This window comes from Xanthomonas sp. AC360 (assembly GCF_979258225.1).
On record NZ_OZ409846.1, the window covers coordinates 1,826,469 to 1,850,078 of the forward strand.

20 protein-coding genes, 1 other RNA gene and 1 pseudogene are annotated in these 23,610 nt (G+C 65.5%); 13 read left to right on the plus strand and 9 right to left on the minus strand.

Going from position 1 to position 23,610, the window contains the following annotated elements:
• Positions 1 to 36: 36 nt before the first annotated feature.
• Positions 37 to 303 carry a YkgJ family cysteine cluster protein gene (locus ACZZ0O_RS07760; protein WP_463590462.1) on the plus strand — a complete coding sequence of 89 codons (267 nt, stop codon included), beginning with the start codon at positions 37 to 39 and terminating at the stop codon, positions 301 to 303.
• A gap of 56 nt (positions 304 to 359) precedes the next feature.
• On the opposite strand, the pseudogene ACZZ0O_RS07765 reads toward ACZZ0O_RS07760, so the two are convergent.
• A pseudogene (locus ACZZ0O_RS07765) lies at positions 360 to 906 on the minus strand (gamma carbonic anhydrase family protein).
• 362 nt (positions 907 to 1,268) lie between these two features.
• On the opposite strand from ACZZ0O_RS07765, the gene ACZZ0O_RS07770 reads away from it, so the two are divergent.
• The 7 genes from ACZZ0O_RS07770 (at position 1,269) to ACZZ0O_RS07800 (ending at position 9,132) form a co-directional block, all read left to right on the plus strand.
• Positions 1,269 to 1,345: non-coding RNA, sX9 sRNA (locus tag ACZZ0O_RS07770), on the plus strand.
• Between the two features lie 478 nt (positions 1,346 to 1,823).
• Positions 1,824 to 3,134 carry an MFS transporter gene (locus tag ACZZ0O_RS07775; RefSeq protein ID WP_463590464.1) on the plus strand — a complete coding sequence of 437 codons (1,311 nt, stop codon included), beginning with the start codon at positions 1,824 to 1,826 and terminating at the stop codon, positions 3,132 to 3,134.
• A gap of 150 nt (positions 3,135 to 3,284) precedes the next feature.
• Entirely contained in the window at positions 3,285 to 4,538 is a 1,254-nt protein-coding gene (locus ACZZ0O_RS07780) for an HD-GYP domain-containing protein (RefSeq protein WP_463592416.1), read from the plus strand.
• A gap of 647 nt (positions 4,539 to 5,185) precedes the next feature.
• Complete coding sequence (locus ACZZ0O_RS07785; protein WP_115552710.1) at positions 5,186 to 5,662, plus strand: MarR family winged helix-turn-helix transcriptional regulator; 477 nt, start codon at positions 5,186 to 5,188, stop codon at positions 5,660 to 5,662.
• Positions 5,663 to 5,799: 137 nt separating this feature from the next.
• The gene (locus ACZZ0O_RS07790) at positions 5,800 to 6,819 is read left to right on the plus strand and encodes a SphA family protein (protein ID WP_463590465.1); all 1,020 of its coding nucleotides are present in this window, start codon (positions 5,800 to 5,802) and stop codon (positions 6,817 to 6,819) included.
• Positions 6,820 to 6,852: 33 nt separating this feature from the next.
• A complete protein-coding gene (locus tag ACZZ0O_RS07795; RefSeq protein WP_055853410.1) occupies positions 6,853 to 7,620 on the plus strand; it encodes a coniferyl-alcohol dehydrogenase in 768 nt (255 codons plus the stop codon).
• A 30-nt stretch (positions 7,621 to 7,650) separates the two neighbouring features.
• Complete coding sequence (locus ACZZ0O_RS07800; protein WP_115526830.1) at positions 7,651 to 9,132, plus strand: benzaldehyde dehydrogenase; 1,482 nt, start codon at positions 7,651 to 7,653, stop codon at positions 9,130 to 9,132.
• A 126-nt stretch (positions 9,133 to 9,258) separates the two neighbouring features.
• Here the strand turns inward: ACZZ0O_RS07800 and ACZZ0O_RS07805 are convergent, their stop codons facing one another.
• Entirely contained in the window at positions 9,259 to 10,155 is an 897-nt protein-coding gene (locus ACZZ0O_RS07805; RefSeq protein ID WP_463590466.1) for a helix-turn-helix domain-containing protein, read from the minus strand.
• 96 nt (positions 10,156 to 10,251) lie between these two features.
• Here ACZZ0O_RS07805 and pobA point away from each other — a divergent pair, with 96 nt between their 5' ends.
• Together pobA and ACZZ0O_RS07815 are read left to right on the plus strand one after the other, a co-directional pair.
• Entirely contained in the window at positions 10,252 to 11,439 is a 1,188-nt protein-coding gene (gene pobA / locus ACZZ0O_RS07810) for a 4-hydroxybenzoate 3-monooxygenase (RefSeq protein ID WP_463590467.1), read from the plus strand.
• A 214-nt stretch (positions 11,440 to 11,653) separates the two neighbouring features.
• Positions 11,654 to 12,166, plus strand: coding sequence for a nuclear transport factor 2 family protein (locus ACZZ0O_RS07815; RefSeq protein WP_055853403.1), 513 nt, complete (start codon positions 11,654 to 11,656; stop codon positions 12,164 to 12,166).
• A 111-nt stretch (positions 12,167 to 12,277) separates the two neighbouring features.
• Here ACZZ0O_RS07815 and glpK read toward each other — a convergent pair whose 3' ends face one another.
• The 7 genes from glpK to ACZZ0O_RS07850 form a co-directional block, all read right to left on the minus strand.
• Positions 12,278 to 13,777: a glycerol kinase GlpK gene (glpK, locus tag ACZZ0O_RS07820; protein WP_463590468.1), complete on the minus strand. Its 1,500-nt coding sequence runs from the start codon at positions 13,775 to 13,777 to the stop codon at positions 12,278 to 12,280.
• Positions 13,778 to 13,907: 130 nt separating this feature from the next.
• A complete protein-coding gene (locus ACZZ0O_RS07825; RefSeq protein WP_055853399.1) occupies positions 13,908 to 14,729 on the minus strand; it encodes an MIP/aquaporin family protein in 822 nt (273 codons plus the stop codon).
• A 170-nt stretch (positions 14,730 to 14,899) separates the two neighbouring features.
• Positions 14,900 to 16,414 (minus strand): glycerol-3-phosphate dehydrogenase, encoded by a 1,515-nt coding sequence (gene glpD, locus ACZZ0O_RS07830; RefSeq protein ID WP_115584294.1) that lies wholly within the window; start codon positions 16,412 to 16,414, stop codon positions 14,900 to 14,902.
• A gap of 223 nt (positions 16,415 to 16,637) precedes the next feature.
• Complete coding sequence (locus ACZZ0O_RS07835; RefSeq protein ID WP_055853396.1) at positions 16,638 to 17,465, minus strand: DeoR/GlpR family DNA-binding transcription regulator; 828 nt, start codon at positions 17,463 to 17,465, stop codon at positions 16,638 to 16,640.
• 140 nt (positions 17,466 to 17,605) lie between these two features.
• Complete coding sequence (locus ACZZ0O_RS07840; protein ID WP_055853394.1) at positions 17,606 to 18,589, minus strand: PDR/VanB family oxidoreductase; 984 nt, start codon at positions 18,587 to 18,589, stop codon at positions 17,606 to 17,608.
• On the minus strand, positions 18,582 to 19,385 hold the full coding sequence (locus tag ACZZ0O_RS07845) for a GntR family transcriptional regulator (RefSeq protein WP_055853392.1): 804 nt from the start codon (positions 19,383 to 19,385) through the stop codon (positions 18,582 to 18,584). The genes ACZZ0O_RS07840 and ACZZ0O_RS07845 overlap by 8 nt, the downstream gene beginning before the upstream one ends.
• 22 nt (positions 19,386 to 19,407) lie before the next feature.
• A complete protein-coding gene (locus ACZZ0O_RS07850; RefSeq protein ID WP_055853391.1) occupies positions 19,408 to 20,484 on the minus strand; it encodes an aromatic ring-hydroxylating dioxygenase subunit alpha in 1,077 nt (358 codons plus the stop codon).
• Positions 20,485 to 20,738: 254 nt separating this feature from the next.
• Between ACZZ0O_RS07850 and ACZZ0O_RS07855 the strand changes: the two genes are divergently transcribed.
• From ACZZ0O_RS07855 to pcaF, 3 genes are read left to right on the plus strand one after another with little or no spacing between them, the layout of a single operon-like run.
• Positions 20,739 to 21,602, plus strand: a complete 864-nt coding sequence (locus ACZZ0O_RS07855; RefSeq protein WP_311239531.1) for a CoA transferase subunit A — start codon at positions 20,739 to 20,741, stop codon at positions 21,600 to 21,602.
• Positions 21,599 to 22,387 (plus strand): CoA-transferase subunit beta, encoded by a 789-nt coding sequence (locus tag ACZZ0O_RS07860; RefSeq protein WP_463590469.1) that lies wholly within the window; start codon positions 21,599 to 21,601, stop codon positions 22,385 to 22,387. The genes ACZZ0O_RS07855 and ACZZ0O_RS07860 overlap by 4 nt, the downstream gene beginning before the upstream one ends.
• Complete coding sequence (gene pcaF / locus ACZZ0O_RS07865; RefSeq protein ID WP_463590470.1) at positions 22,384 to 23,592, plus strand: 3-oxoadipyl-CoA thiolase; 1,209 nt, start codon at positions 22,384 to 22,386, stop codon at positions 23,590 to 23,592. Before ACZZ0O_RS07860 ends, pcaF begins: the two co-directional genes overlap by 4 nt.
• The last annotated feature ends 18 nt before the right edge of the window (positions 23,593 to 23,610 follow it).

Here is a 23,610-nt window from a genome sequence, read left to right on the forward strand (position 1 = left end):
CTCGCTACGTTCTGCTGGCCGCTCTAAACTGCGCACATGAACTCTGCCATGTCGTGCCGCGCCGGCTGTGCCGCGTGCTGCATCGCGCCCTCGATCAGTTCGCCAATCCCCGGCATGCCCAACGGCAAGCCGGCCGGGGTGGCGTGCGTGCAGCTGGATGCGCAGCTGGGCTGCCGGTTGTTCGGATCGCCGCAGCGCCCGGCGGTGTGCGGCAGCCTGCGGCCGTCGCTGGAGATGTGCGGCACATCGCGCGAGCAGGCGTTGACGATGCTGACGGCGTTGGAGCGCGCCACGCAGCCCTGAAAAACCAGCCCTGTGCTGGTGCGGCGACGCTACTCAGCAGTCGGTCGCGCGCTTGTTCAGTCGCCGACAGGTGGGCTCAGATACTGATCCTTGAGCCGCACATAATGTTGCGCGGAGTAATGTAGGCTTTCGATTTCCTTGTCGCTGAGCGTGCGTGCCAGCCGCGCTGGGTTGCCCAGCCACAATTCCGCTTCGCCAACCACTTTGCCTGGCCCCACCACCGCACCGGCGCCGACAAACCCGTAGCGTTTGATGGTGGCCCCATCCAGCACGCAGGCGCCCATGCCGATCAGGCACAGGTCTTCGATGGTGCAGGCGTGCAGGATGGTGCCGTGGCCCACGGTCACGTCCTCGCCGATGATGGTTGGATAGCCGGCCTTGTTGAACGGGCTGTGGTGGCTGACGTGAATGATGGTGCCGTCCTGCACATTGGTGCGTGCGCCGACCTGCACGTGATTGACGTCGCCGCGGATCACTGTGCCTGGCCAGCACCGATACATCGTCGCCCAGGCTCACCTTGCCGATGATGGTGCAGGCCGGGTCGACATAGACGCGTTCACCCAGCTGTGGGGTGTGTTCCAGAAACGGGCGAATCGGGGTCACGGCACTCTCCGGTCAATCAACGTGCCGCCAACTGCGGACACGGCTGGATGATACCTGTGCGGTGCGGATTGCCGCGGCAGTGGTCCTACTGCGCAATGGATGTCGCCAGATGCGCACGTGTGTTGTGGATGCTATGGACGCGGCATGCCGCGATGTGTGTTGGGCCAGGCTGTGGTCAATCGCTGCAGACGAATAGCGCCCCTTTGAAGTCACTCGCGGTGCTGCTGCCTGAGCATGCCGCACATCCGGCGATCCGACAGACACGCAGCGCGTCCGCTGCCCATGATGCATGCATGACCAGGAGCACGTAACAGAACTACGGCGCGGCCACCGGGCGGGCAGGGCCGGTGCTCGGAATCGGCATGGGCGACTCGTACGCTCCGGTTATGCACGCGCTGTCCGTACCCACCTGACGGCTGTTCGAGCGGGTTTGTGAGGCGCTCCAAGCCGCATGGAGCGTTGTCGCCGTGATATTCGTCGACACGGTGCATTGCGCAAGTTGGCGCAACACTGCTGACAAACCCGCACACTCCCGTCGAAGGCGATCTCGCACAGCTAACGAGATAACGCTGCGGAGGCGAACGCTGCGGCCGCGCCAGACCTGATCTCCAGGCGCGCGCCGTACCTGAAGGAGCAGCCGGCAACGCAGAGAGGACACCCGAACGCATCGCTGCGCAAGCGAAGTCCAGTTTGCCGGCCGTCCGATAAGCGCACAACACTGCGGTAATCGGTCTTGAACACCACCTGCAATCGGCCTAGCGTGCATGCGGTTGCCACGCGTTGATCGCGGTCTGCCACACGTACCCGTTTTTCCAGTTGGCGACCACGTGGCGTGGCACGGCGCACAAGGCACGCCGCGATGCCGCACGTCCTGCAGCGACACTAGACCAGCACGCCTCATCTCACAGGACACCCCAATGCTCCAAAGCACCCCAACTTCCACGCCCTTTGTCCTGGAGCGCATGACGCCGTTCCAGTGGAGGGCCGTGGCGGTGTGCGTGCTGCTGACGATGCTCGACGGCTTCGACGTGATGGCGATGGCATTCACCGCTCCGCATGTATCGGCCGACTGGCAGCTGTCGGGCAAGCTGCTGGGGGCGCTGTTCAGTGCCGGGCTGGTCGGCATGGCGGTGGGCTCGCTGTTGCTGGCGCCGTTGGCAGACCGCATCGGCCGCCGTGCGCTGATCCTGGTGTGTCTGGCCATCCTGACCGTCGGCATGGGCGCGTCCGCGCTGGCTGGCGATGTGTGGCAGCTGGGCGCGCTGCGGGCGTTCACCGGGGTCGGGATCGGCGGCATGCTGGCCTGCGTAGCGGTGACCGCTGCCGAATATTCCACTGCACGCTGGCGCAGTACGGCGACGGTGCTGCAGGCCACCGGCTACCCGGTCGGGGCGACGATCGGGGGCGCGATCGCCGCGCTGCTGGTGCAGCACTGGTCCTGGCCAGCGGTGTTCTGGCTCGGTGCGCTCGGCTCGCTGCTCTGCGTGCCGCTGGTGCTGGCCTTTTTGCCCGAATCGCTGGACTTTTTGATCGCGCGCCGGCCGCCCCACGCGCATGCACGCTTCAATGCGGTGCTGGCACGCATGGGGATGGCGCCGCATCCGCAGTTGCCGCTACCACCTGCGCAGGCGGCAGGGCAGGCGCAGGGGTATGCGGCCTTGTTCGTGGGTAAGCTGCGGCGGCAATCGCTGCTGATCGCGCTGGCGTTCTTCCTGCTGATGTTCGCGTTCTACTTCGTGCTCAGCTGGACGCCCAAGCTGCTGGTGACCGCCGGCCTGTCGGCTGCCGAGGGTCTTACCGGCGGGGTGCTGCTGAACCTGGGCGGCATTGTGGGCGGCACGCTATTCAGTTGGCTGGCCCTGCGCGGGCGCCTGTCGCGGCTCACCGCCGGCGCACTGGTGCTGGTGGCGATCGGGATGGTCGTGTTCGGGTTGAGCAGCACGGTGCTGAGTTGGGCATTTGTCACCGCGTTGCTGACCGGTGCGGCCCTGACGGCGGCGATGGGTGGGCTGTATGCGGTGGCGCCGGTGGTCTTTACCGCGGCGGTGCGCTCCACCGGCATGGGCTGGTCGATCGGGATCGGGCGGCTGGGTGCCATTGCCTCGCCGCTGTGCGCCGGGGTGCTGCTGGATGCCGGTTGGTCGCCGGCCATGTTGTATCTGGCCTGTGGCGTGCCGTTGCTGTTCGCCGCTGCTGCAGTGGTGGCGATGCGCTTGCCGGAGCGCTGAACCGCTCAGCTTGCGGTGCCTAATGCCGGCTGGTGTGGCGGCTACGGTTACGTTCGTAGACCAAAGAAATCGCGACCGGTGCCGATAACTCCGAAGACCGCCAAGCCCGTGGCGGACTCTTCCGTGGACATTGTGCAGACCAGCGCCGGCATGCTCAGAACCATCGACTCCGACCAACTCCGTCCCGGCATGTATGTCTACAAGCTGCTGGGCGCGTGGGTGCACCATCCGTTCTGGAAAACGTCCTTTTTGGTCGATTCCGACGACGTGGACAAGATTCACGGCAGCCGGATCGAGCAACTGGTGATCGACACCGCCCGCGGCCTGGATGTGGAGACCGGCGCGACGGTCGGCGAGCAGGAGACGGGCCAGACGCCATCGTCGCCGCCCACGCCGGAACCGGAGCCCGAACCGCCGGAGCCGGCGTCCACCGCGCGCAGTGCACGGACCAACAGCGTCACCGCGCAGGTCGGGATCGAAGCCGAAGTGGTGCGGGCGCGGCGTATCTTTGAAGACGGCCGCGACATGGTGGAAGCGATGTTTCGCGACGTGCGGCTGGGGCGCACCGTCGACACCGAGGCGGCCATGCCGCTGGTGGAAGCCATCAACGATTCGGTACTGCGTCATCCGCAGGCCTTGATCAGCGTGGCGCGGCTCAAGACCGCCGACGACTACACCTATCTGCATTCGATGGCCGTGGCCGGGCTGATGAGCGGGCTGGCGCGGCAGCTCGGTCTGCCCGAGGCGCAGGTGGTGGAAGCGGCGATGGGCGGCCTGCTGCACGACATGGGCAAGGCGGTGACGCCGTTGGACATCCTCAACAAGCCCGGCCGGCTCACCAACGACGAGATGGAAGTGATGCGCCAGCATCCGCTGGATGGGCATCGCCTGCTGATGGCCGGCGGCGTGCAGAACGCGGTGGTGCTGGAAATTGCGCTGCATCATCACGAAAAGATGGACGGCAGCGGATACCCCAACCGCCTGGTCGGCGAAGACATCTCGCTGATGTCGCGGATGGGCGCGGTGTGCGATGTGTACGACGCCATCAGTTCCGACCGCCCCTACAAACGCGCCTGGGACCCGGCCGAATCGCTCAAGCAGATGGCGTCGTGGAAGGGCCACTTCGACCCGGCGATCTTTCAGGCGTTCGTGCGCCGGCTGGGCATTTATCCGGTCGGCTCGCTGGTGCGTCTGGAATCGCAAAAGTTGGCCGTGGTGATCGAACAGACGCCCGACGCCTTGCTCAAGCCCAAGGTGCGCGTGTTCTATTCGGCCAAGTTGCGCAGCCACGTGCTGGTGCAGGACATCGACCTGTCGCGGCCCGACTGCCAGGACCGCATTGCGCAGATGGAAAGCCCGACCGACTGGGGCTTCCGCGATCTCGAGAAGCTCTGGCTGCCGTAAGCGCGCTGCGTAGCGCTGCCTTGCCGGGCGCTGCACGCACAGCGTGGGCGGGCACGGGTATCGATGATCTCGACAGTGGGCTGCGGCGATAACGCCGTGGCAGCCATCGCGGCTGGCTCACCTGCGATCTGTACTTGCCTTCCCGGCACCCATCACCCATCACCCATCACCCATCACCAGGCAACAGGCAACAGGCAACAGGCACCAGGCAACAGGCAACAGGCAACAGGCAACAGGCAACAGGCAACAGGCACCCAGCGCCAAGCACCCAGCACCCAGCACCCAGCACCCGTCCGCGGACTAGCGAGCGCGACCATGCTGCGCTGCAGCTTGGCAATGTAGTTATGATCAATAACTATTCCGGAACGCAATCACTTGCCGACCGGATCTCATGTCCAAGCCGTGCCTGGATTACCGCCGTCCCCCGCACATCGCAGCGCTGCTGTACCGATGGCAGGCGCATGCGTGGAAGAGCGGTGCGGCAGACGCACGGACGCGTGCGCAAACAACGCGCGTACCGGCAGCCTGCATGTCCACATCGGCAGGCCTGGCCGCGTCTACAATGCGCTGCACGCCGGGTATCGGCGTTGCGGACCGGGCGCATGGCGCGTACCGCTCCGCCCGCTGCCTTTGTCGCGAGAACCGTCATGCCCGCTACTGCCACTGCTGCACCGTTGCCCGATGCCATCACTGCGGTGGACCAGGCGCGTCTGCTGCGACTGCTGGGCTATCGCATCACCCGCACCGAACTGCTGGTGCGGCGGATGTTCCAGGAGTGCGTTGCCGCCTTCGATCTGAAGCCGGTCGATTTCTCCCTGCTGATGCTGGTGGACGGCAACCCGGGCATCAACCAGCGCCAGATCGGCGACGTGTTGCATGTGTCGGCTCCGAATCTGGCCATCGTGGTGGCGCGGCTGGTCAAGCGCCGTCTGCTACGTCAGGTGCGCGGGCGTCAGGACCGGCGCATGCAGCATCTGTCGTTGACGCCGGCCGGCGTCACCTTGCTGACCGATGCCGAAGCCGAAGTGCTGCGGATGGAACAACAGCTCAGTGCGGTGCTCGGCACCAGCGAGGCGCCGCTGCTGCGCGCGCTCGATCGCCTGGATCGGCTCGACACGCTGTAAGTCTTCTGCGCCAGCCCGTTGCCGGGCGGCGTGATCTCACCAACGTCTTGATGGCACGTGCTGTGCGCAGCGCGGGGGTCGTCCCTGCCTGATCGCGTGCCAGGTGGCACGCCCGCTGTTTTCTTCCAACGCTGGAGATGTGCGTCGTGATTCGACCCTCGGTGGTGCGTGGCGTGGCTGTAAAGGCAATGTGGCGGGTGCGTGCAGCGCTCGGCATCGTGGGGCTGCTTGCGAGCGGGGCGGCGCTGGCGCAGGGCGTGCCGCAGAGCATGGCGTTGACCAATGGCCTCAACACCGGCGGGACGAGTTTTCTGGATGGCTTTACCCGCACCACGCCCGGCTGGGCGGTGATCACCTACCTGCGCCAGACCTCGCTGGATTCGGTGAAGGACGCGCGTGGCGACGATGTGCCGGTGTTCGACAACCCGCGCATCGACTCGACGCTGCTGCTGACCCAGATCGCGTACGTCACGCCTTACAAATTGTTCGGTGGCGTAGTGGGCTTCAACACGCTGCTGCCGCTGGTGAATCTGGATGCCTCGTTCGGTCGCAACAGCATCGCCACCTTGCGCGACAACGGCGCCGGCGTGGGCGATCTGACCTTCGGCCCGTATGTGCAGATGCTGCCGGTAATGCGCGACGGGCGGCCGGTGTTCTCGCAGCGTTTCGAGTTCAACGCGGTGGCACCGATCGGCAAGTTCGACCGCGACCGCGATCTCAACCAGGGCTCGGGCTATTGGTCGCTGATCCCCAATTACGCAGTGACGGTGCTGCCCACGCCCAAGTGGGAAATCAGCGCACGCTTCAACTACGTCTACAACTTTCGCAGCGAGCGCCGGCCCAACCTGCCCGACGGGTTTGCCTTCCGCAACGGTCAGGCCGGCGACGCGGGCTGGATCAATTTCGCCACCTCCTGGGAAGTGGTGCCGGATGTGCGGTTCGGCATCAACGCGTATTACCTCACGCAATTTCGCGATAACCGCACCAATGGCCAGCGCGTGCCCGACAGCCGCCAGTGCGTGTTCTACGCCGGCCCGGGCGGTGTGTGGCGATTCGATGCCGACAACATCCTGTTCGCCAATCTTTACCTGCCGGTGGAAGTCAGAAACGCGGCTTCCGGCAACAACGTCAACCTGCAGTACGTCCATGTGTTCTAGTGCCGGCGCAGCTGGCTCCTACGGAGGGTGGCAATGAATTTGCAAAACAAGACGATCGTGGTGACCGGTGTGGCGTCGGGTATCGGCGCAGAAGTCGCACGGCTTGCGCGGTTCCATGGCGCCACGGTGATCGGTGTCGATCGCACTCCGGTGCAGATGACCCTGCATGGCTTCCATCAGGCCGACCTGGGCGATACGGCCTCCATCGATGCGCTGGTGCGCGCGCTGCCGGAGAAGATCGATGCCCTGGCCAACGTGGCCGGCGTGCCGGGCACCGCACCGCTGGATGTGGTGGCACGCGTCAATTACCTGGGCCTGCGGCATCTGAGCCAGGCGCTGCTGCCGCGCATCGTGGCCGGCGGCAGCATCATCAATGTCGCGTCGATCCTGGGCGCAGAATGGCCGCAGCGGCTGGACCTGCACAAGCAACTGGCCGCTACCGACAGTTTCGACGCCGGCACCGCATGGCTGGCCGCGCATCCGGTGGCGCACGACACCTGCTATCAGTATTTCAAGGAAGCCCTGATCGTGTGGACCTTGCTGCAATCGCGGCCGTGGTTTGCCGAGCGCGGCGTGCGCGTCAACAACGTCTCGCCCGGGCCGGTGTTTACGCCGATCCTTGGCGATTTTGCCGCCATGCTGGGCGAGGAGCGCGTCAAGGAAGACGCCAAGCGCATGACACGCCCTGCGTATGCCGACGAAGTGGCCGAGGCCATCGTGTTTCTCGCATCCGATGCCGCGCGCTGGATCAACGGCATCACTCTGCCGGTCGATGGCGGCCTGGCATCCACCACGCTGTAATTCCCCCACTGTTTTAGCAGGAGCTAGACCATGAATGCTCTTCCCAGCGCAGCGGTCGCTGCAACCGCGACACCCGCTTGGCACGGCTGCATCTTCAATGGCGATTGGGTGCCCGGCCACGGCGGCGCGTTGCCGATCTATGAGCCGGCCACCGGCGGTTTGTTGCACGAGGTGAGCAAGGCCGATCTGGCCGATGTTGCCGCCGCCGTGGCACAGGCCAAACAGGCGCAGCGCGCCTGGGCCGCTACCGCGCCGCGCGAGCGTGCTGCGATCTTCCATCGCGCTGCGCAGGTGATGCAGGCACGCAGTGCCGAAGCCGCGCTGCTGATCGCACGCGAAACCGGCGGCATCCTGCCCAAGGCGCAGCGCGAAGTCGATGAAGCTGTGGTGTTCTACCAGCAGTCCGCCGGCCTGCCGTTGCAGGCGGTTGGGCAGGTGCTGCCGACCGGCGCGGGCCAGCTCAGCCTTGCCCGTCATCTGCCGTTGGGCGTGGTGGCGGTGATTTCCCCGTTCAACTTTCCGCTGATTCTGTCGCTGCGCTCGGTTGCACCGGCATTGGCGATGGGCAATGCGGTCATCCTCAAACCCGACCCGCGCACGCCGTACACCGGTGGTGTGATCATTGCGCAGGTACTGGAAGAAGCGGGTCTACCGAAGGGCTTGCTGCATGTGCTGCACGGCGATGCGCAGATCGGTCAGGCGTTGGTGGAAGCGCCGGATGTTCCGATGATCGCCTTTACCGGCTCCACTGCCGCCGGCCGCCGCATCGGCGAAATTGCCGGGCGACATCTGAAAAAGGTGGCGCTGGAACTCGGCGGCAACAACGCCGTGATTGTGCTCGACGACGCGGATCTAGACCGCGCTGCATCGGCGATTGCCTTTGGCGCGTACCTGCATCAGGGCCAGATCTGCATGGCGACCGGGCGGGTACTGGTACAGCGCAGCGTGGCGGATGCGCTGACCCAGCGTCTGGCGGAAAAAGCGCGGCATCTGCCGGTGGGCGACCCGGTCAGCGGCACCGTGGCGTTGGGCCCGATCATCGACCAGCGCCAGCTGCAACGCGTGATCGATATCGTCACCGACAGCGTCGCTGCCGGTGCCGTGGTGGAAGCCGGCGCGACCAACGAGGGGCTGTTCTACGCGGCCACCGTGCTGTCCAACGTGCGCCCCGGCATGCGCGTGTTCGATGAAGAGGTGTTCGGGCCGGTGATCAACATCACCGTGTTCGATACCGACGAAGAAGCCGCGGAAATGGCCAACCACAGCGAGTATGGTCTGGCCGCCGGCATCATGTCGGCGTCGGTGTCGCGCGCGCTGGCCCTGGGCGAGCGCCTGCATACAGGGTTGCTGCATATCAACGACCAGACCGTGGTGGACGAGGTGATCAATCCATTCGGCGGCACCGGCGCATCCGGCAACGGCACCAGCGTCGGTGGCCCTGCCGATTGGGAGCAGTACACGCACTGGCAGTGGCTGACGATCAAGAACGAAGTGCCGCAGTACCCGTTCTGATGGCAGGCGCCGGGATCGGCTAGCTGGTCCCGGCGCAGCTCCAAGACATGGCGGGTTGTGTCGCTGTTTCAGTGCGGAGCCTGTGGCGACGTTTTCGTGCCGCCGGCTCGGCGGCGCTTCATCGACTCACTCGCCGGTGCGAAAACGCGTCGGCGAGCAGCCTGCCTGCCGCGCGAAGTAGCGGCTGAAATACGCAGCGTCGAAAAATCCAAGCGCTGCGGCAATCTGCTGCACGCTCAGGCTGGTGTAGCGCAGGTTGCGACGTGCTTCGAGCATGATCCGGCGCTGCAATAGTTCCAATGCGGACGCATTGGCCAGCCGTCTACACAACGCAGTGAGATGGCCTGGCGTCAGTCCCAGCTGATCCGCGTAGCGGGAGATCGGCCAGTGTGAGCGGTAGTGCTGGTCGATCAAAGTTTGATACGCGCGCAGATGCCGCAGGGCTGGATCGGCTTGCGCGTTGGCCACGGCCGCGTCTTGCAGGCCCTGCAGCGCAGCGCGTGCGGTCCAGATCACCAGTTGCGTTGCTGCGGCCTGCAATGCGGCCTCGTGCCCGACCCGCTGGTGCGCGTGGTCGTCGGCGATGCTGCCGAACAGCACATCGAGCAGGCGTTGCGAGGGTCTGACCGGCAGTACGGCCGGCGTCGCCAGGCTGGATTGCAGTAGCGGTGCAGCGCTCAGGGCGTCGCGCACCAGCGGCATGCACAAGGTGATGATGTGCCCGCGCACCTGCGGGTCGAACGCGAACCCATGCACGCACAGCGGCGGCAGCCATACCACGGTAGCGCCCCGCAGACGCTGGGTGCGTCCATCCAGTTGCAGGGTTGCCGGCCCGCGCTGCACATACAGCAGCTGCGCCAGATCTTCATGCCGGTGCGGGGTGATGTGCCAGTCATGCAGCCGGCTGCGTGCGGCGATCGACTCCCAATGCAACAACTCCGGCGCATCGGCGTGCCGCTCGCCGTACAGGCCGAATGCGGGAACAGTAGCGACTGCAGCAGTGTGGTGCGCGCGTGTTGGCATCGTCGAAAAGTCCAAGTACTGCCTGCAATCATCCCTTCAATGGCAGCGGTTGGCTACCGACACTGCAGGTCTGATCATTAAAAGCAGGAGCGCCCCATGCGGACGCAGGTTGCAATCATCGGTGCCGGGCCATCCGGGCTGCTGCTGGGCGAGCTGTTGCTGCGCGCCGGCATCGACACCCTCATCATCGAACGGCAGACGCCGGAACACGTGGTGGGGCGCATCCGCGCCGGTGTGCTGGAGCAGGGCAGTGTGGAGCTGCTGCAACGCGCCGGTGTCGGCGAGCGCGTGCAGCGCGAAGGGCTGCCGCATCACGGCTTCGAACTATCGCTCGATGGCCAGCGTGAGCGCATCGATCTGCTGCGCGGCTGCGGCCGCGGCGTCACGGTATATGGCCAGACCGAAGTCACCGCCGATCTGATGCAGGCGCGTCAGCGCAGCGGTGCGCCCACCTACTACGACGCACGCGACGTCACCCTGCACGCGTTGGATAGTGCCGCACCCAGCGTCGAGTTCACGCATAACGGTGCCCGCCTGCGCGTTGCCTGCGACTACATCGTCGGCTGCGACGGCTTTCATGGGGTCAGCCGCGCCAGCATCCCGGCCGAGCGCATGCGCCTGTTCGAGCGCGTCTATCCGTTCGGCTGGTTAGGCGTGCTGGCCGATACGCCACCGGTGCACGATGAGCTGATCTATGCGCGCCATCGGCTCGGCTTTGCGTTGTGCTCGATGCGCTCGCCCACCCGCACGCGCTACTACGTGCAGGTGCCGGCAGACGCCCGTGTGGAAGCCTGGAGCGATGCGGCGTTTTGGGATGCACTGCGCGCACGCTTGCCGGCAACATTGGCCGAACAATTGGTCACCGGCCCGTCGATCGAAAAGAGCATCGCGCCGCTGCGCAGCTTCGTCGCCGAACCGATGCAATACGGCCGCCTGTTTCTGGCCGGCGATGCCGCGCATATCGTGCCGCCCACCGGCGCCAAGGGGCTGAACCTTGCGTTGGCCGATGTCGGCCTGCTCGCGCAGTTGTTCGCGCGTTGGAAGGCATCCGGCGATGCCGACGTGTTGCAGCAGTACTCGTCCCTGGCGCTGCAGCGGGTGTGGAAGGCCGAGCGGTTTTCGTGGTGGATGACCACGCTGCTGCACACCTTCGACGACGAGGATGCCTTTACTGCACGCATCCGCCAGGCCGAGCTGGAGTATCTGCTCGGCAGCGAGGCCGGCCGCGCGACTATCGCGGAGAACTATGCGGGGCTGCCGATGGCCGAGTTGGCCGGGGCCTGACGCAGCCATTTCGAAGGTAATTTTTTTATCACCAGGCAGTTTTGAAATGCCCTGGTGCACTTCCGGGTGGCTAGCGCGGCAGCGGATGTGCTCGGTAGGGTGGCATGGACGCGTGGCGGTTGCTGTCCATGCAAGGACGCGTCATTCCCCCAATAGCGAGCCGTGCGCCAACTCCCCCGCGAGCGCACGACCCGTTTCCTCCCAGGAGAGCCCCATGAAAAAGATTGTTTCCCGCGCCTTGTTGCTGATCATGCTGGTCGCACCGATGGCGGCGTTCGCACAGACCGCCGTCACTGAAAATACCAATCACCAGAAGATGCTGCTGGGTTCAAATTGGTACGAAACCGCCAACAAGCGCCTGGTCTACGACTTCTGGCGCATCGTGTTCGAAGCGGGGCAGGTGCAGTACGCGCCGATGTACATGGACAAGAACTACATCCAGCACAACCCGAATGTCGCCAACGGGCGCGATGCGTTCATTGCATTTCTGACCGCCTTCGTGAGGCCCACCCCGGTGCAGCCGCGCGTGCAGTTGCCGTTGGTGGCCATCACCGCCGATGGCGATCTGGTCACGCTGGTGTCGGTCCGCACGCTGCCGGACCCGCGTAACCCGGGCAAGACCTATACCACTACCTGGTTCGACATGTTCCGTATCGAAAAGGGTCTGATCAAGGAACATTGGGACCCGGACACCATTGCCGGCCGCGCAAATACCAGCGGTCAGTAATCGCGTGACGTATCGCCGGCCTGCACGGTGCAGGCCGGCGATAGATGCGTTGGGTAACCAGCAAACACTGCAGCAGGACGCACGCCAGCAGCCACCATCAGGCGCAGCCGCTCAGCTGATCTTAAAGCCCATTGTCGCTTCCACCGCCTGCTGCCAACCGGCATACAGTTGCTCGCGTTTTTCCTCGGCCATGGCCGGTTCGAAGCGTCGATCCACCGCCCATTGCTTGGCGATTTCTTCGCGGCTGCTCCAGAAGCCGGTTGCAAGACCTGCCAGATACGCCGCACCGAGCGCGGTGGTTTCGGCCACTTCCGGGCGCAGCACCGGCACGTTGAGAATGTCGCTCTGGAATTGCGCCATGAAATCGTTGGCGATCGCGCCGCCGTCGGCGCGCAGTTCCTTCAACTCGATGCCCGAATCGCTTTGCATCGCGGTGAGCACGTCGCGGGTCTGATACGCCATGGATTCGACCGCCGCGCGCACGAAGTGTTCCTTGCTGGTGCCACGGGTCAGGCCGAACACCGCACCACGAATATCGCTGCGCCAATACGGCGCGCCCAGGCCGACGAAGGCTGGCACCAGGTAGACGCCATCGTTATCGCCAGCGCGTTCGGCATAGGCCTGCGAGTCGCTGGCCTTGCCCAGCATGCGCAAGCCATCGCGCAACCACTGCACCACCGAGCCGGCGACGAAGATCGCGCCTTCCAGCGCGTACTCGACCTTGCCATCGATGCCCCAAGCAATGGTGGTCAACAGGCCGGCCTTGGAGATCACCGCCTTGTCGCCGGTATTCATCAGCATGAAACAGCCGGTGCCATAGGTGTTTTTCGCCATGCCCGGCTCAAAACACGCCTGGCCGAACAACGCCGCCTGCTGGTCGCCGGCGATACCGGCGATGGGCACCTGTTCGCCGTAGAAATACTGGGTTTGGGTCATGCCATACACCTCGCTGGAGGAGCGCACCTCCGGCAGCATCTGCGCCGGTACGTCCAGCATCTCCAGCAGTTCCGCATCCCATTCCAGGGTGTGGATGTTGAACATCATGGTGCGCGAGGCGTTGGTGTAGTCGGTCACGTGCACCTTGCCGCCGGTGAGGTTCCAGATCAGCCAGCTGTCGATGGTGCCGAAGGCCAGTTCGCCGTTGCGTGCGCGCTCGCGTGCGCCTTCCACGTGATCGAGGATCCACTTGACCTTGGTGCCGGAAAAATACGCATCGATCAGCAGCCCGGTCTTGTCGCGCACCATCTGCTCATGGCCGGCTTCCTTGAGCTGGGTGCAGATGTCTTTGGTCTGCCGCGATTGCCACACGATGGCGTTGTAGATCGGCTGGCCGGTCGCCTTGTCCCACACCACCGCGGTTTCGCGCTGGTTGGTGATGCCGATGCCGGCGATCGAGCGCGCATCGATCTGCGCGTTGTTGAGCAGCTCGGTAATGGTGGTGTAGACGCTGGTCATGATCTCGCGCGGGTTGTGTTCCACCCAGCCCGGCTGCGGGAAGATCTGCCCGAATTCGCGCTGCGCCACGCCGGCCACCTTGCCCTGGCGATCGAACAACATCGCGCGCGAGCTGGTGGTGCCCTGATCGATCGCAAGGACGTATTGCTTTTCCATCGAAGATTCCTCAAACAATGCCGGCATTGGCGCGCGGCGAGAGTGGTCGGTGCAGCCTGGGAGCGATGTGCGGGCTGCCGGTTAGCGGCGGCCCGCACATCGTCGTGGTGGTCGATTCACTGCACGGCGACTAGCGCGGATCCAGCGGCGCGGTGTCGCCCTGCAGATGGCGCACGCGCGCCGGCAGGAACGGCAGGATCAGCCACTGGTAGGCCAGTGCGCCGATCGGCCCGCCGATCAACGGGCCGACGATCGGGATCCACCAGTAATTGTCCTTGGCCGGCAACGCCGCCTCGCCCCAACCGGCGAAATACGCGAACAGACGCGGGCCGAAATCGCGCGCCGGGTTCATCGCCCACGCTTCCAGATAGCCCATCGACGCACCCAGCGTTGCCACCAGCAGGCCGATCATCAACGCGCCGGAATTGGCGCCCGGCGCAGCTTCGTTGAAGCGCTCGGTGATGGCGAAGATGCCGAAGATCAGGAACGCGGTGATGATGATCTGGTCGACCAGCGCATGCATCGGGGTGACCGCAAGACCGGGTGCGGTGAAGAACACACCGGCCGCGCCGCCTGCTTCGCGGGTGAGCTGCTGCACCTGGTTGAAATGGTCGATCACCGGCCCGTACAACTGATAGACGATGGCCGCGCCCAGAAAGGCGCCGATGACCTGCGCAATCCAGTACGGCACCACCTTCTTCCACGAAAAATCGCGGAATAGCGCCAACGCCAGGGTCACTGCCGGGTTGGCGTGCGTGCCCGACACCGAGCCGGTCACGTAGATCGCCAGCGTCACCGCCAGGCCCCAGGCGATACACACGCCCCAATAGGCGTTCTGGTAAGGACTGGGGTCGTAGAGGATGTACATCGCCGCGACCGAATCGCCGAGCGCGATGATGATGAACATCGCGATCGCCTCGGAAATCAACTCACCCACGAGTTGACGGCTCATGCGCGCAGGCCCGCGAGCAGGTCATTGCAACGAACAGGGGATTGCGACGCGCGCGTTGGCGCGCAGGGGGAGTGGGTCGTGCTCATCGGGGGTGCCCTCCACAGGGTGATGCAGGCAGTGCGCCAGGATACGTTGCCGGACGACCCGTCCTCGCCGGCAACGCGGTGTGTTCAAACAGTTGCGGCATCGGCTGGTTGGGGCGCCTGCGTCTGCAGATAGTCTTCCAGCCGCGCACGTCCGGCTGCATCGATCCGCAGCCCGAGTTTGCTGCGACGCCACAGGATATCGTCGGCGGTCTGCGCCCATTCGTGTTGACGCAGGTAGTCCACCTCGGCCTGATACAGGTCTGCGCCGAAGTGCGTGCCCAGGCCGGCCACATTCTGCGCATCGCCCAACAGTTGCTCTGCACAGGTGCCGTAATTGCGCACCAGCCGCTGCGCGGTGGCGGCAGGCAACCAGGGGCGCGCGCTGCGCACACGTTCGAGCAGGCTGGCGATATCGCGTTGTTCACCGCCCGGCAGTGCGTCGCCACGCGCGGTCCATGCCGGCTTGCGGACGCCCAGCACATGGGTGAGCCGGTCGACCGCCTCTTCGGCGAGCTTGCGGTAGGTGGTCAACTTGCCGCCGAACACGTTGAGCAGCGGCGCGCCGTCGTTGATGACTTCCAATTGATAGTCGCGGGTCACTTCGGCGGCATTGTCTTCGGCATCGTCCAGCAGCGGGCGCACACCGCTGTAATTCCACACCACGTCCTGCGGGCTGATCTGCTGCTGGAAATACAGGTTCACCGCATCGCACAGGTACTGCACCTCGGCCGCGTCGATCTTGGGTGCGGCGGGGTCGGCCTCGTAGTCGACATCGGTGGTACCGATCAAGGTGAAGTCATGCTCGTACGGGATGGCGAATACGATGCGCCGGTCCGGTTGCTGGAAGATGTAGGCGTGATCGTGATCGAACAGCTTGGGCACCACGATATGGCTGCCCTTGACCAGGCGCAGCGCGTGCTGATGCGGCACCGCCGCCACCTTGTCCAGGAACGACACCGCCCACGGCCCGGCCGCATTGGCCAGTGCGCGCGCCTGCACGGTGCGGCGGCGGCCGTCGCGGTCTTCGAGCTCGGCGTACCAGAAGCCAGCATCGCGCCAGGCACCCACGCAGCGCGTGCGGGTGTGGATCTTGGCGCCGCGCTTGGCGGCATCCATCGCATTGAGCACCACCAAGCGCGCGTCCTGCACCCAGGCATCGGAATAGACGAAGCCGGTGCGCAGCGATTCCTGCAACGGCTGCCCGACCGGGTGTGTGCGCAGCGACAGCCTGCGCGAGCGCGGCAGGCTGCGCTTGCTGCCGCCAAGGTGGTCGTACAGGAACAAGCCGGCGCGGATCATCCAGGCCGGGCGCAAATGCGGCTGATGCGGCAACAGAAAGCGCAGCGGCCAGATGATGTGCGGGGCCAGGCGCAACAGCACTTCGCGCTCGGCCAGTGCCTTGCCGACCAGCGCGAACTCGTATTGCTCCAGATAGCGCAGCCCACCATGGATCAGCTTGGTGCTGGCGCTACTGGTATGCGAGGCAAGATCGTCCTGCTCGCAGAGACACACCGACAGACCGCGCCCGGCCGCATCGCGGGCGATGCCGACCCCGTTGATACCGCCGCCTACCACCAGAAGATCGTACGTCTCGCCCATCGGTATCTCCGTCCAGGTGCGCTGAGGAGCGAACCTAAGTTTTCATGTTCGAACATATTCGAACATCGAACCTTTTCGGAACGTGAAGACGTGGGTGCCTTTGAGTGAAAGGGTTTTCAGATCATGCGGCCCATCGGAAATTGATAATTCATTGAGCCGATGAATCAATTAAGGGGCCAGGACGGCATCTGCGTATCGCAAACGTACTTAAACGAACAATCTCTCAGCCGGCGTCGGTTGCGCTCGCCAGGTGCACCCGGGTGCCGGCCTCGGCCAGCACGCTGGCCAGTTCCTGCGGCGGCGGTCGGTCGGTGAACCAGTCGTGCACCTGTGCGATGGCGCCCAGCCGCACCATGGCGTTGCGGCCGAACTTGCTGTGGTCGGCAGCGAGCACCACCTGGCGCGAGTGCTCGATGATGGCCTGGGCCACCCGCACTTCCTGGTAATCGAAATCCAGCAGGGTGCCGTCCAGATCGATCCCGGAAATGCCGATCACCCCGAAGTCCACCTTGAACTGACGGATCAGCTCCACCGTGGCCTCGCCGGTCACGCCCTGGTCGCGCCCGCGCACCACGCCGCCGGCCACGATCACCTCGAAACTCGGGTTGGCGCTGAGCATCACCGCCACGTTGAGGTTGTTGGTGATCACGCGCAGGCCGCGATGCTGCAGCAATGCGCGCGCGACCTCTTCGTTGGTGGTGCCGAGGTTGATGAACAGCGAGGCATCGTCGGGAATGAAGCGCGCGACGTGCGTGGCGATGTGCTGCTTTTCGCGTGCCTGCAGCGCCTTGCGCGCGGTGTAGGCCAGGTTTTCCACGCTGGAGGGCATGCTGACCCCGCCGTGGTAGCGACGCAGCACGCCGGCATCGCACAGCAAGGTCAGATCGCGCCGAATGGTTTGCGGGGTGACCTCAAAGCGCGTGGCCAGCCCTTCGACATCGGCAAAGCCCTGCTGCCGCACCAGCGCCACCAATTGCTCCTGGCGCGGGTTCAAGGCCGGCGCCGGGACAGTCCTGTAGTGAGTTGACTCCATGCGCAGATGATCGCGCATGCGCGTGAGGATGCAAGCACAGCGGTTGCAGGCCTTGGTCCGCCAAGCGGACCGATCGCTCTGCGCCGTCGCACGGCGCATGGCGAGTCAGCAGCACCGCGCTGGCGCAATGGCGGGCGCGGTCAGCATGACGGCTACGCTCAGCCCAGCCCGCCGCGGTAGCCAGTATCGATGCTGATGCTGCCGCCCACCGCACGCGACACGCAGGCGCACAGCTTGCGATTTTCGCGGCGTTGCTCGTCGCTGAAGAACACATCGCGGTGATCGATATCGGCCGCGCTGTCGAGCACCTCCACCACGCACAACCCGCATTCGCCACGACGGCATTCGGCAATCAGCTCCACCCCGGCATCGGCCAGCGCATCGAGCATCGATTCGTTTTCGGCCACCGGCACTTCCAGGCCGAGCCCGGGCAGCTTGACCACGAACGCCTGCGCCGGCACCCGGCCACTATTGCCGAAGGTTTCAAAATGCAACCGCGCGCGCGGGCGACCGCCGGCATGCCAGTGTTGGCGCACCGCTTCCAGCATCCCCAACGGGCCGCACACGTAGACCTCGGCATTGGGCGACAATCGCGCCAGTTCGGCGGCAAGATCGGGCGGGCCGTCAGCGTCGTCGCAATGGAGCTGCAGGCGCGCGCCGAGCAGCGCTTCCAACTGGTCCACGTAGGCCATCGCGCTGCGCGAGCGCCCGACATACAGCAGGCGAAACGCCTGGTGCCGCTGCGCCAACCGCTGCGCCATGCCCAGGATCGGTGTGATGCCAATACCGCCGGCGATCAACAGGATTTCTTCGCCGCGTTCGTCCAGCGCAAAGTTGTTGTTCGGGGGAGATATCTCCACCGCATCGCCGGGCTGCAGCGTCCACATATGCCGCGAGCCACCACGGCTGTCCGGCATCTGCCGTACCGCGATCTGGTAATGCCCGTCCGCACGCGGCTCGCCCACCAGCGAGTAAGAGCGCACATCGCTGCGGCCATGCAATTGCACGCGAAAATCCAGGTGGCTGCCCACCTCGAAGGTGCGTGCTGCGGTGCCCGGATCGAGCACGATTTCGCGCACACCGTCGCAGGCGTCGGCAATGCTGACGACATGGGCGCGATGCCATTGGGTGTCTTTACGCATAAGGAACTCCAGGCAGAAGAGCGTGCCGGGCACTGCCGGCGTTGAATGCATGGGCGCGGCCGATCAGTGCGCCGCCGCGCACCTGGGCGATGGCCGCGGGGGTTTGCAGGATGTGGCGTAAATTGCGGTGCGCCAGACGCGCGTGCTCGCGCATCAGCGCTTCGGCGCGGCTGCCGTGGCGCTGCTCGATGGCGGCAATCACTTCGCGATGCTGGTCCTGTGCCAGGGTCAGGATCACATGCGCGTCGGCAGCACTGGTCTGTGCCATGACCAGGCTATTGGGCGAAGCGAATGGCAGCTGCAGCACGCGGGTGAGTTCTCGGCCGAGCACGTCGCTGCCGGCCATCGCCACCAGCAAGGCGTGGAACAGCGCATTGGCCTGGACATAGGCGGCGAAGTCGATAGCCTGCGGTGGCGTGCCGACAATGGCATCGATCTCCGCCAGCAGCGCGTGCGCCTGGGCAAGCTGCGCGTGCGAGACGCCGCGCTCGGCGGCCATGCGTGCGGCCAGCCCTTCGAGCGTGCCGCGCAGTTCGATGGCGTCGTGCACGTCGCGCTCGCTGAAAGCCTGCACCGCGTAGCCGCCACCCGGCAGTGCGCGGGCCAGGCCTTCTTCGCACAGGCGTTGTAATGCCGCACGTACCGGCGTACGCGACATGCCCAGCCGTTGCACCACGGCCAGCTCAGACAATCGCGCACCAGAGGGCAGGGTGCCGTCGAGGATCAGCTCACGCAGCGAGAGCAGCGCGCGGGTGGTCTGCGCCGCGCTGCTGTGGAACGGTGTGGTCGGTGGCATGGCGGTCTCCTGTGCGCTGCGCTCAGCCCACCATGCGCAGCGACAGATCCTGCGCGCGCTGTTCCTGGGCAATCAGACGATCGATCACCCGCCGTGCCCACATGCCGCCGGAATCGACGTTGAGGTTGTAGAAGGTGTGATCCGGGTGCGCATCGATGGCGCGTTGCTGCGCTTCCAGGATCGCCTCGTCCTCGCCGAACACACCGGTGACGCCGGCGCGCGTGAGCGTGGTCAACGACTGATCGTGCAGCGCGTAGTTGCGCATGAACGCCCAGAAGTAGTGGCAGGTGGTGTCGGTCTCCGGCGTAATCGTATTGAGCACGTATCCGTTGACGCCCTGGCTGCGGTCGCCCTCCGGCGCGCCGGTGCCGGTGATGGCCACACCGACATCGATGGCGATGGTGCCGGGCGCTTCGAAGCGGATGATCTGCCAGCGGTCGACCTTGCCGTGGTAATCCAGGTGTTTCGCAATCTGGCTTGCCCAGAAAGGCGGCGGGTCGATGTTGCGCATCCAGCGCGAGACCACCACCGAGCGGTCGCCATGCACGACATCGAACGGCGCTTCGGCGATCTCGTCCTGGCCGATGCTGGACCCGTGCACGAAGGTCTCGTGGGTCAGGTCCATCAGGTTATCCAGCACCAGTCGGTAGTCGCACTTGGCGTAAATGGTGCGTCCATCGCCGGCCCAGGCCGGGTCGTGCGCCCAGTGCAGGTCGGGGATGAGCGCGGTGTCGGCCTGCGCCGGGTCGCCCGGCCAGATCCACACGTAGCGATGCTTCTCGGCCACCGGAAAACTGCGCACGCAGGCGGACGGGTTGATGGTCTCCTGCGAGGGCATGTGCACGCAGCGGCCCTGGGTGTTGTAGACCAGGCCGTGATAGCCGCACACCACATCGTCGCCGCGCAGCTTGCCCATCGACAGCGGCACCAGCCGGTGCCAGCAAGCGTCTTCCAGGGCGACCACTGCGCCGGCCGTGGTGCGGTAGACCACCACTTCCAGGTTGCAGACCTTGCGCGGCGTCAGGGCGTGCTTGATTTCGTGGTCCCAGGCGACGGCATACCACGCGTTGAGGGGAAACAGCGGCTTGGACTGGGACATGACCGTGACTCCTGGGGTTTTTGTATACAACCTGGGATACGACTCGACGCACTGCGTCGGCCGGCAACCAGTTAGCGCGCATTCCAGCGCTGGCGTCTGCTTGCGAGCGAAGTTATGTATACACCGGAGACAATGTCGGAGCGTTATTGCCAGATGGAAATTGTGCGATTATCGAATTCAATCGCCGATAATCGTATTGACCGCGCTGTTCGGCCGGCTCTACCGTGGCTGCACGTTCAGCGCGGGGTGGTGCCATGGTCGAAATCGTCTCCCTGAGAGATGCGGTGTCCCACCTGATCGCCGACGGCGATTGCGTGGCGATGGAGGGTTTCACCCATCTGATCCCGCATGCGGCCGGCCATGAAGTGATCCGTCAGCGCAAACGCGAGCTGCGTCTGGTGCGCATGACACCGGACCTGATTTACGACCAGCTGATCGGCGCCGGCTGCGCATCGGCGTTGCGGTTTTCGTGGGGCGGCAACCCGGGGGTCGGCTCGCTGCACCGGCTGCGCGATGCGGTCGAACACGCCTGGCCGCAGCCGCTGCAGATTCGCGAACATAGCCATGCCGACATGGCCAACGCCTACGTGGCCGGTGCGTCGGGCCTGCCATTCGCGGTGCTGCGCGGCTATGTCGGTTCGGACCTGCCGCGCGTCAACGACAGCATCAAGTTCCTGCAATGCCCGTACACCGGCGAAACGCTGGCCACCACGCCGGCGGTGAACCCCGATGTCACGGTCATCCACGCACAGCAGGCCGACCGACGCGGCAACGTCTTGCTGTGGGGGATTCTTGGGGTGCAGAAAGAGGCGGCACTGGCCGCGCGCAAGCTGATCGTGACGGTGGAAGAAATCGTCGACACGCTCGACGCGCCACCCAATGCCTGCATCCTGCCGCGCTGGGTGGTCGATGCGGTGTGTCATGTGCCTGGCGGGGCGGCGCCGTCGTACGCGCATGGCTACTACGCCCGCGACAACCGGTTTTATCTGGCCTGGGACGCGATTGCGCGCGACCGCGCGCGTTTCCAGGCGTGGATCCAGACGCATATCCTGGACACCGACGACTTCGCCGCATTCATGCGCGTGTATGAGCACTCGCAGCAGCAGGTGGCCGCATGAGCGCGTACAGCACCAACGAAATGATGACCGTGGCCGCGGCGCGCCGCCTGCCCGATGAGGCGGTGTGTTTCGTCGGCATCGGTCTGCCGTCCACCGCGGCCAATCTGGCCCGGCTCACGCATGCGCCGGATGTCACCCTGATCTACGAATCCGGCCCGATTGGCGCACGCCCGGACGTGCTGCCGCTCTCGATCGGCGACGGCGAGCTGGCCGAGACTGCCGACACCGTGGTCTCCACGCCGGAGATCTTTCGCTACTGGTTGCAGGGCGGCCGGGTGGATGTCGGCTTCCTGGGCGCGGCGCAGATCGATCGCCACGCCAACCTCAACACCACCGTGATCGGCGATTACGCTGCGCCAAAGACGCGGTTGCCCGGCGCCGGTGGCGCGCCGGAAATCGCGGCCAGCGCCAAGCAGGTGTTCATCATCATGCGGCAGTCCAAACGCAGCTTCGTGTCGGTGCTGGACTTCATCACCACGGTCGGGCATCTGGACGGTGGCGATGCGCGCACGCGTGCCGGCCTGCCCGGCGCCGGCCCCACCGTGGTGGTCACCGACCTGTGCGTGATGGAACCCGATGCGGTGACCCGCGAACTCATCGTGACTTCGCTGCACCCGGGGATCAGCCGCGAGCAGGTCAGCGCGGCGACTGGCTGGCCGATCCGCTTTGCCGACGACCTCGCCCAGACCGCACCGCCCAGCACGACGGAGCTGCAGGCATTGCGCGCGCTGCAGGCGCGTACCGACGCCGCGCATGGCACCCATTCGGCGGGAGCGGAGGCATGAGCGAGGTCTATCTGATCGACGGCATCCGCACGCCCATCGGCCGTTACGGCGGCGTGCTGTCCAGCGTGCGTCCCGACGACCTGGGCGCGGTGCCGATTGCCGCGTTGCTGGCCCGTCATCCGCAGCTGGACCCGGCCGCCATCGACGATGTGTATCTGGGCTGCGCTAACCAGGCCGGCGAAGATAATCGCAATGTCGCGCGTATGAGCCTGTTGCTGGCGGGCCTGCCGAGCTCTGTGCCGGGCAGCACGCTCAATCGCTTGTGCGGTTCCGGGCTGGATGCGATCGGCACGGTGGCGCGCGGCATCCGCGCCGAGGAGCTGGGGCTGGCCATCGCCGGCGGTGTCGAATCGATGTCGCGCGCGCCCTGGGTGATGGGCAAGGCCGAAAGCGCCTTCGCCCGCACCCAGCAGCTGGAAGACACCACCATGGGCTGGCGTTTCATCAACCCGCGCCTGCAAGCCGCCTACGGCACCGAGTTGATGGGCGAAACCGCCGAAAACGTCGCGCAGCGCCATGCCATCACGCGCGAGGATCAGGACGCTTTCGCACTGCGCAGCCAGCAACGTGTGGCGGCGGCGCAGGCGGCCGGTTTCTTCGATGCGGAGATCACCTCGGTGCCGGTGGCTGCACGCAAGGGCGGCGATGCCGTCACCGTCGAATACGACGAAGCCCCGCGCCCGAATACCACCATCGAGATGCTGGCCAAGCTCAAACCGGTGTTCCGCCAGCCCGGCAGCGTGACTGCCGGCAATGCGTCCGGCATCAACGATGGTGCTGCCGCGTTGTTGTTGGCATCCGCGCAGGCCGTGCAGACGCATCGGTTGACCCCGCGCGCACGCGTGCTGGGTTTTGCGTCGGCAGGTGTCGAGCCGGCCTACATGGGCATGGGCCCGGTGCCGGCCACGCAGCGTCTGTTGGCGCGGCTGAACTTGCGCATCGAGCAGTTCGATGCGATCGAACTCAACGAAGCCTTCGCCGCGCAGGCGCTGGCGTGCACGCGTGCGTTCGGGTTCCCCGACGATGCCGCGCATGTCAACGCCAACGGCGGCGCCATCGCGCTCGGTCATCCGCTCGGCATGAGTGGCGCGCGGCTGGCGCTCACCTTGCTGCGGCAACTGGAAGCGTGCAACGGCCGGCTCGGGCTGGCCAGCATGTGCGTCGGTGTGGGGCAGGGCGTGGCACTGGCGATCGAGCGCCTGTGAGCCAGCCCACTGCAACCA

Excerpts from the sequence above, each read along its gene's own strand:
- ACZZ0O_RS07825 (WP_055853399.1), bottom strand. The coding sequence starts at position 14,729 with ATGAGCCGTCAACTCGTGGGTGAGTTGATTTCCGAGGCGATCGCGATG.
- ACZZ0O_RS07840 (WP_055853394.1), bottom strand. The coding sequence starts at position 18,589 with ATGCGTAAAGACACCCAATGGCATCGCGCCCATGTCGTCAGCATTGCC.
- ACZZ0O_RS07760 (WP_463590462.1), top strand. The coding sequence starts at position 37 with ATGAACTCTGCCATGTCGTGCCGCGCCGGCTGTGCCGCGTGCTGCATC.
- ACZZ0O_RS07855 (WP_311239531.1), top strand. The coding sequence starts at position 20,739 with ATGGTCGAAATCGTCTCCCTGAGAGATGCGGTGTCCCACCTGATCGCC.
- ACZZ0O_RS07800 (WP_115526830.1), top strand. The coding sequence starts at position 7,651 with ATGAATGCTCTTCCCAGCGCAGCGGTCGCTGCAACCGCGACACCCGCT.
- glpK (WP_463590468.1), bottom strand. The coding sequence starts at position 13,777 with ATGGAAAAGCAATACGTCCTTGCGATCGATCAGGGCACCACCAGCTCG.
- ACZZ0O_RS07845 (WP_055853392.1), bottom strand. The coding sequence starts at position 19,385 with ATGCCACCGACCACACCGTTCCACAGCAGCGCGGCGCAGACCACCCGC.
- ACZZ0O_RS07805 (WP_463590466.1), bottom strand. The coding sequence starts at position 10,155 with ATGCCAACACGCGCGCACCACACTGCTGCAGTCGCTACTGTTCCCGCA.
- pobA (WP_463590467.1), top strand. The coding sequence starts at position 10,252 with ATGCGGACGCAGGTTGCAATCATCGGTGCCGGGCCATCCGGGCTGCTG.
- ACZZ0O_RS07860 (WP_463590469.1), top strand. The coding sequence starts at position 21,599 with ATGAGCGCGTACAGCACCAACGAAATGATGACCGTGGCCGCGGCGCGC.
- ACZZ0O_RS07815 (WP_055853403.1), top strand. The coding sequence starts at position 11,654 with ATGAAAAAGATTGTTTCCCGCGCCTTGTTGCTGATCATGCTGGTCGCA.
- ACZZ0O_RS07835 (WP_055853396.1), bottom strand. The coding sequence starts at position 17,465 with ATGCGCGATCATCTGCGCATGGAGTCAACTCACTACAGGACTGTCCCG.
- ACZZ0O_RS07795 (WP_055853410.1), top strand. The coding sequence starts at position 6,853 with ATGAATTTGCAAAACAAGACGATCGTGGTGACCGGTGTGGCGTCGGGT.
- ACZZ0O_RS07775 (WP_463590464.1), top strand. The coding sequence starts at position 1,824 with ATGCTCCAAAGCACCCCAACTTCCACGCCCTTTGTCCTGGAGCGCATG.
- pcaF (WP_463590470.1), top strand. The coding sequence starts at position 22,384 with ATGAGCGAGGTCTATCTGATCGACGGCATCCGCACGCCCATCGGCCGT.
- ACZZ0O_RS07850 (WP_055853391.1), bottom strand. The coding sequence starts at position 20,484 with ATGTCCCAGTCCAAGCCGCTGTTTCCCCTCAACGCGTGGTATGCCGTC.
- ACZZ0O_RS07785 (WP_115552710.1), top strand. The coding sequence starts at position 5,186 with ATGCCCGCTACTGCCACTGCTGCACCGTTGCCCGATGCCATCACTGCG.
- glpD (WP_115584294.1), bottom strand. The coding sequence starts at position 16,414 with ATGGGCGAGACGTACGATCTTCTGGTGGTAGGCGGCGGTATCAACGGG.
- ACZZ0O_RS07790 (WP_463590465.1), top strand. The coding sequence starts at position 5,800 with ATGTGCGTCGTGATTCGACCCTCGGTGGTGCGTGGCGTGGCTGTAAAG.
- ACZZ0O_RS07780 (WP_463592416.1), top strand. The coding sequence starts at position 3,285 with ATGCTCAGAACCATCGACTCCGACCAACTCCGTCCCGGCATGTATGTC.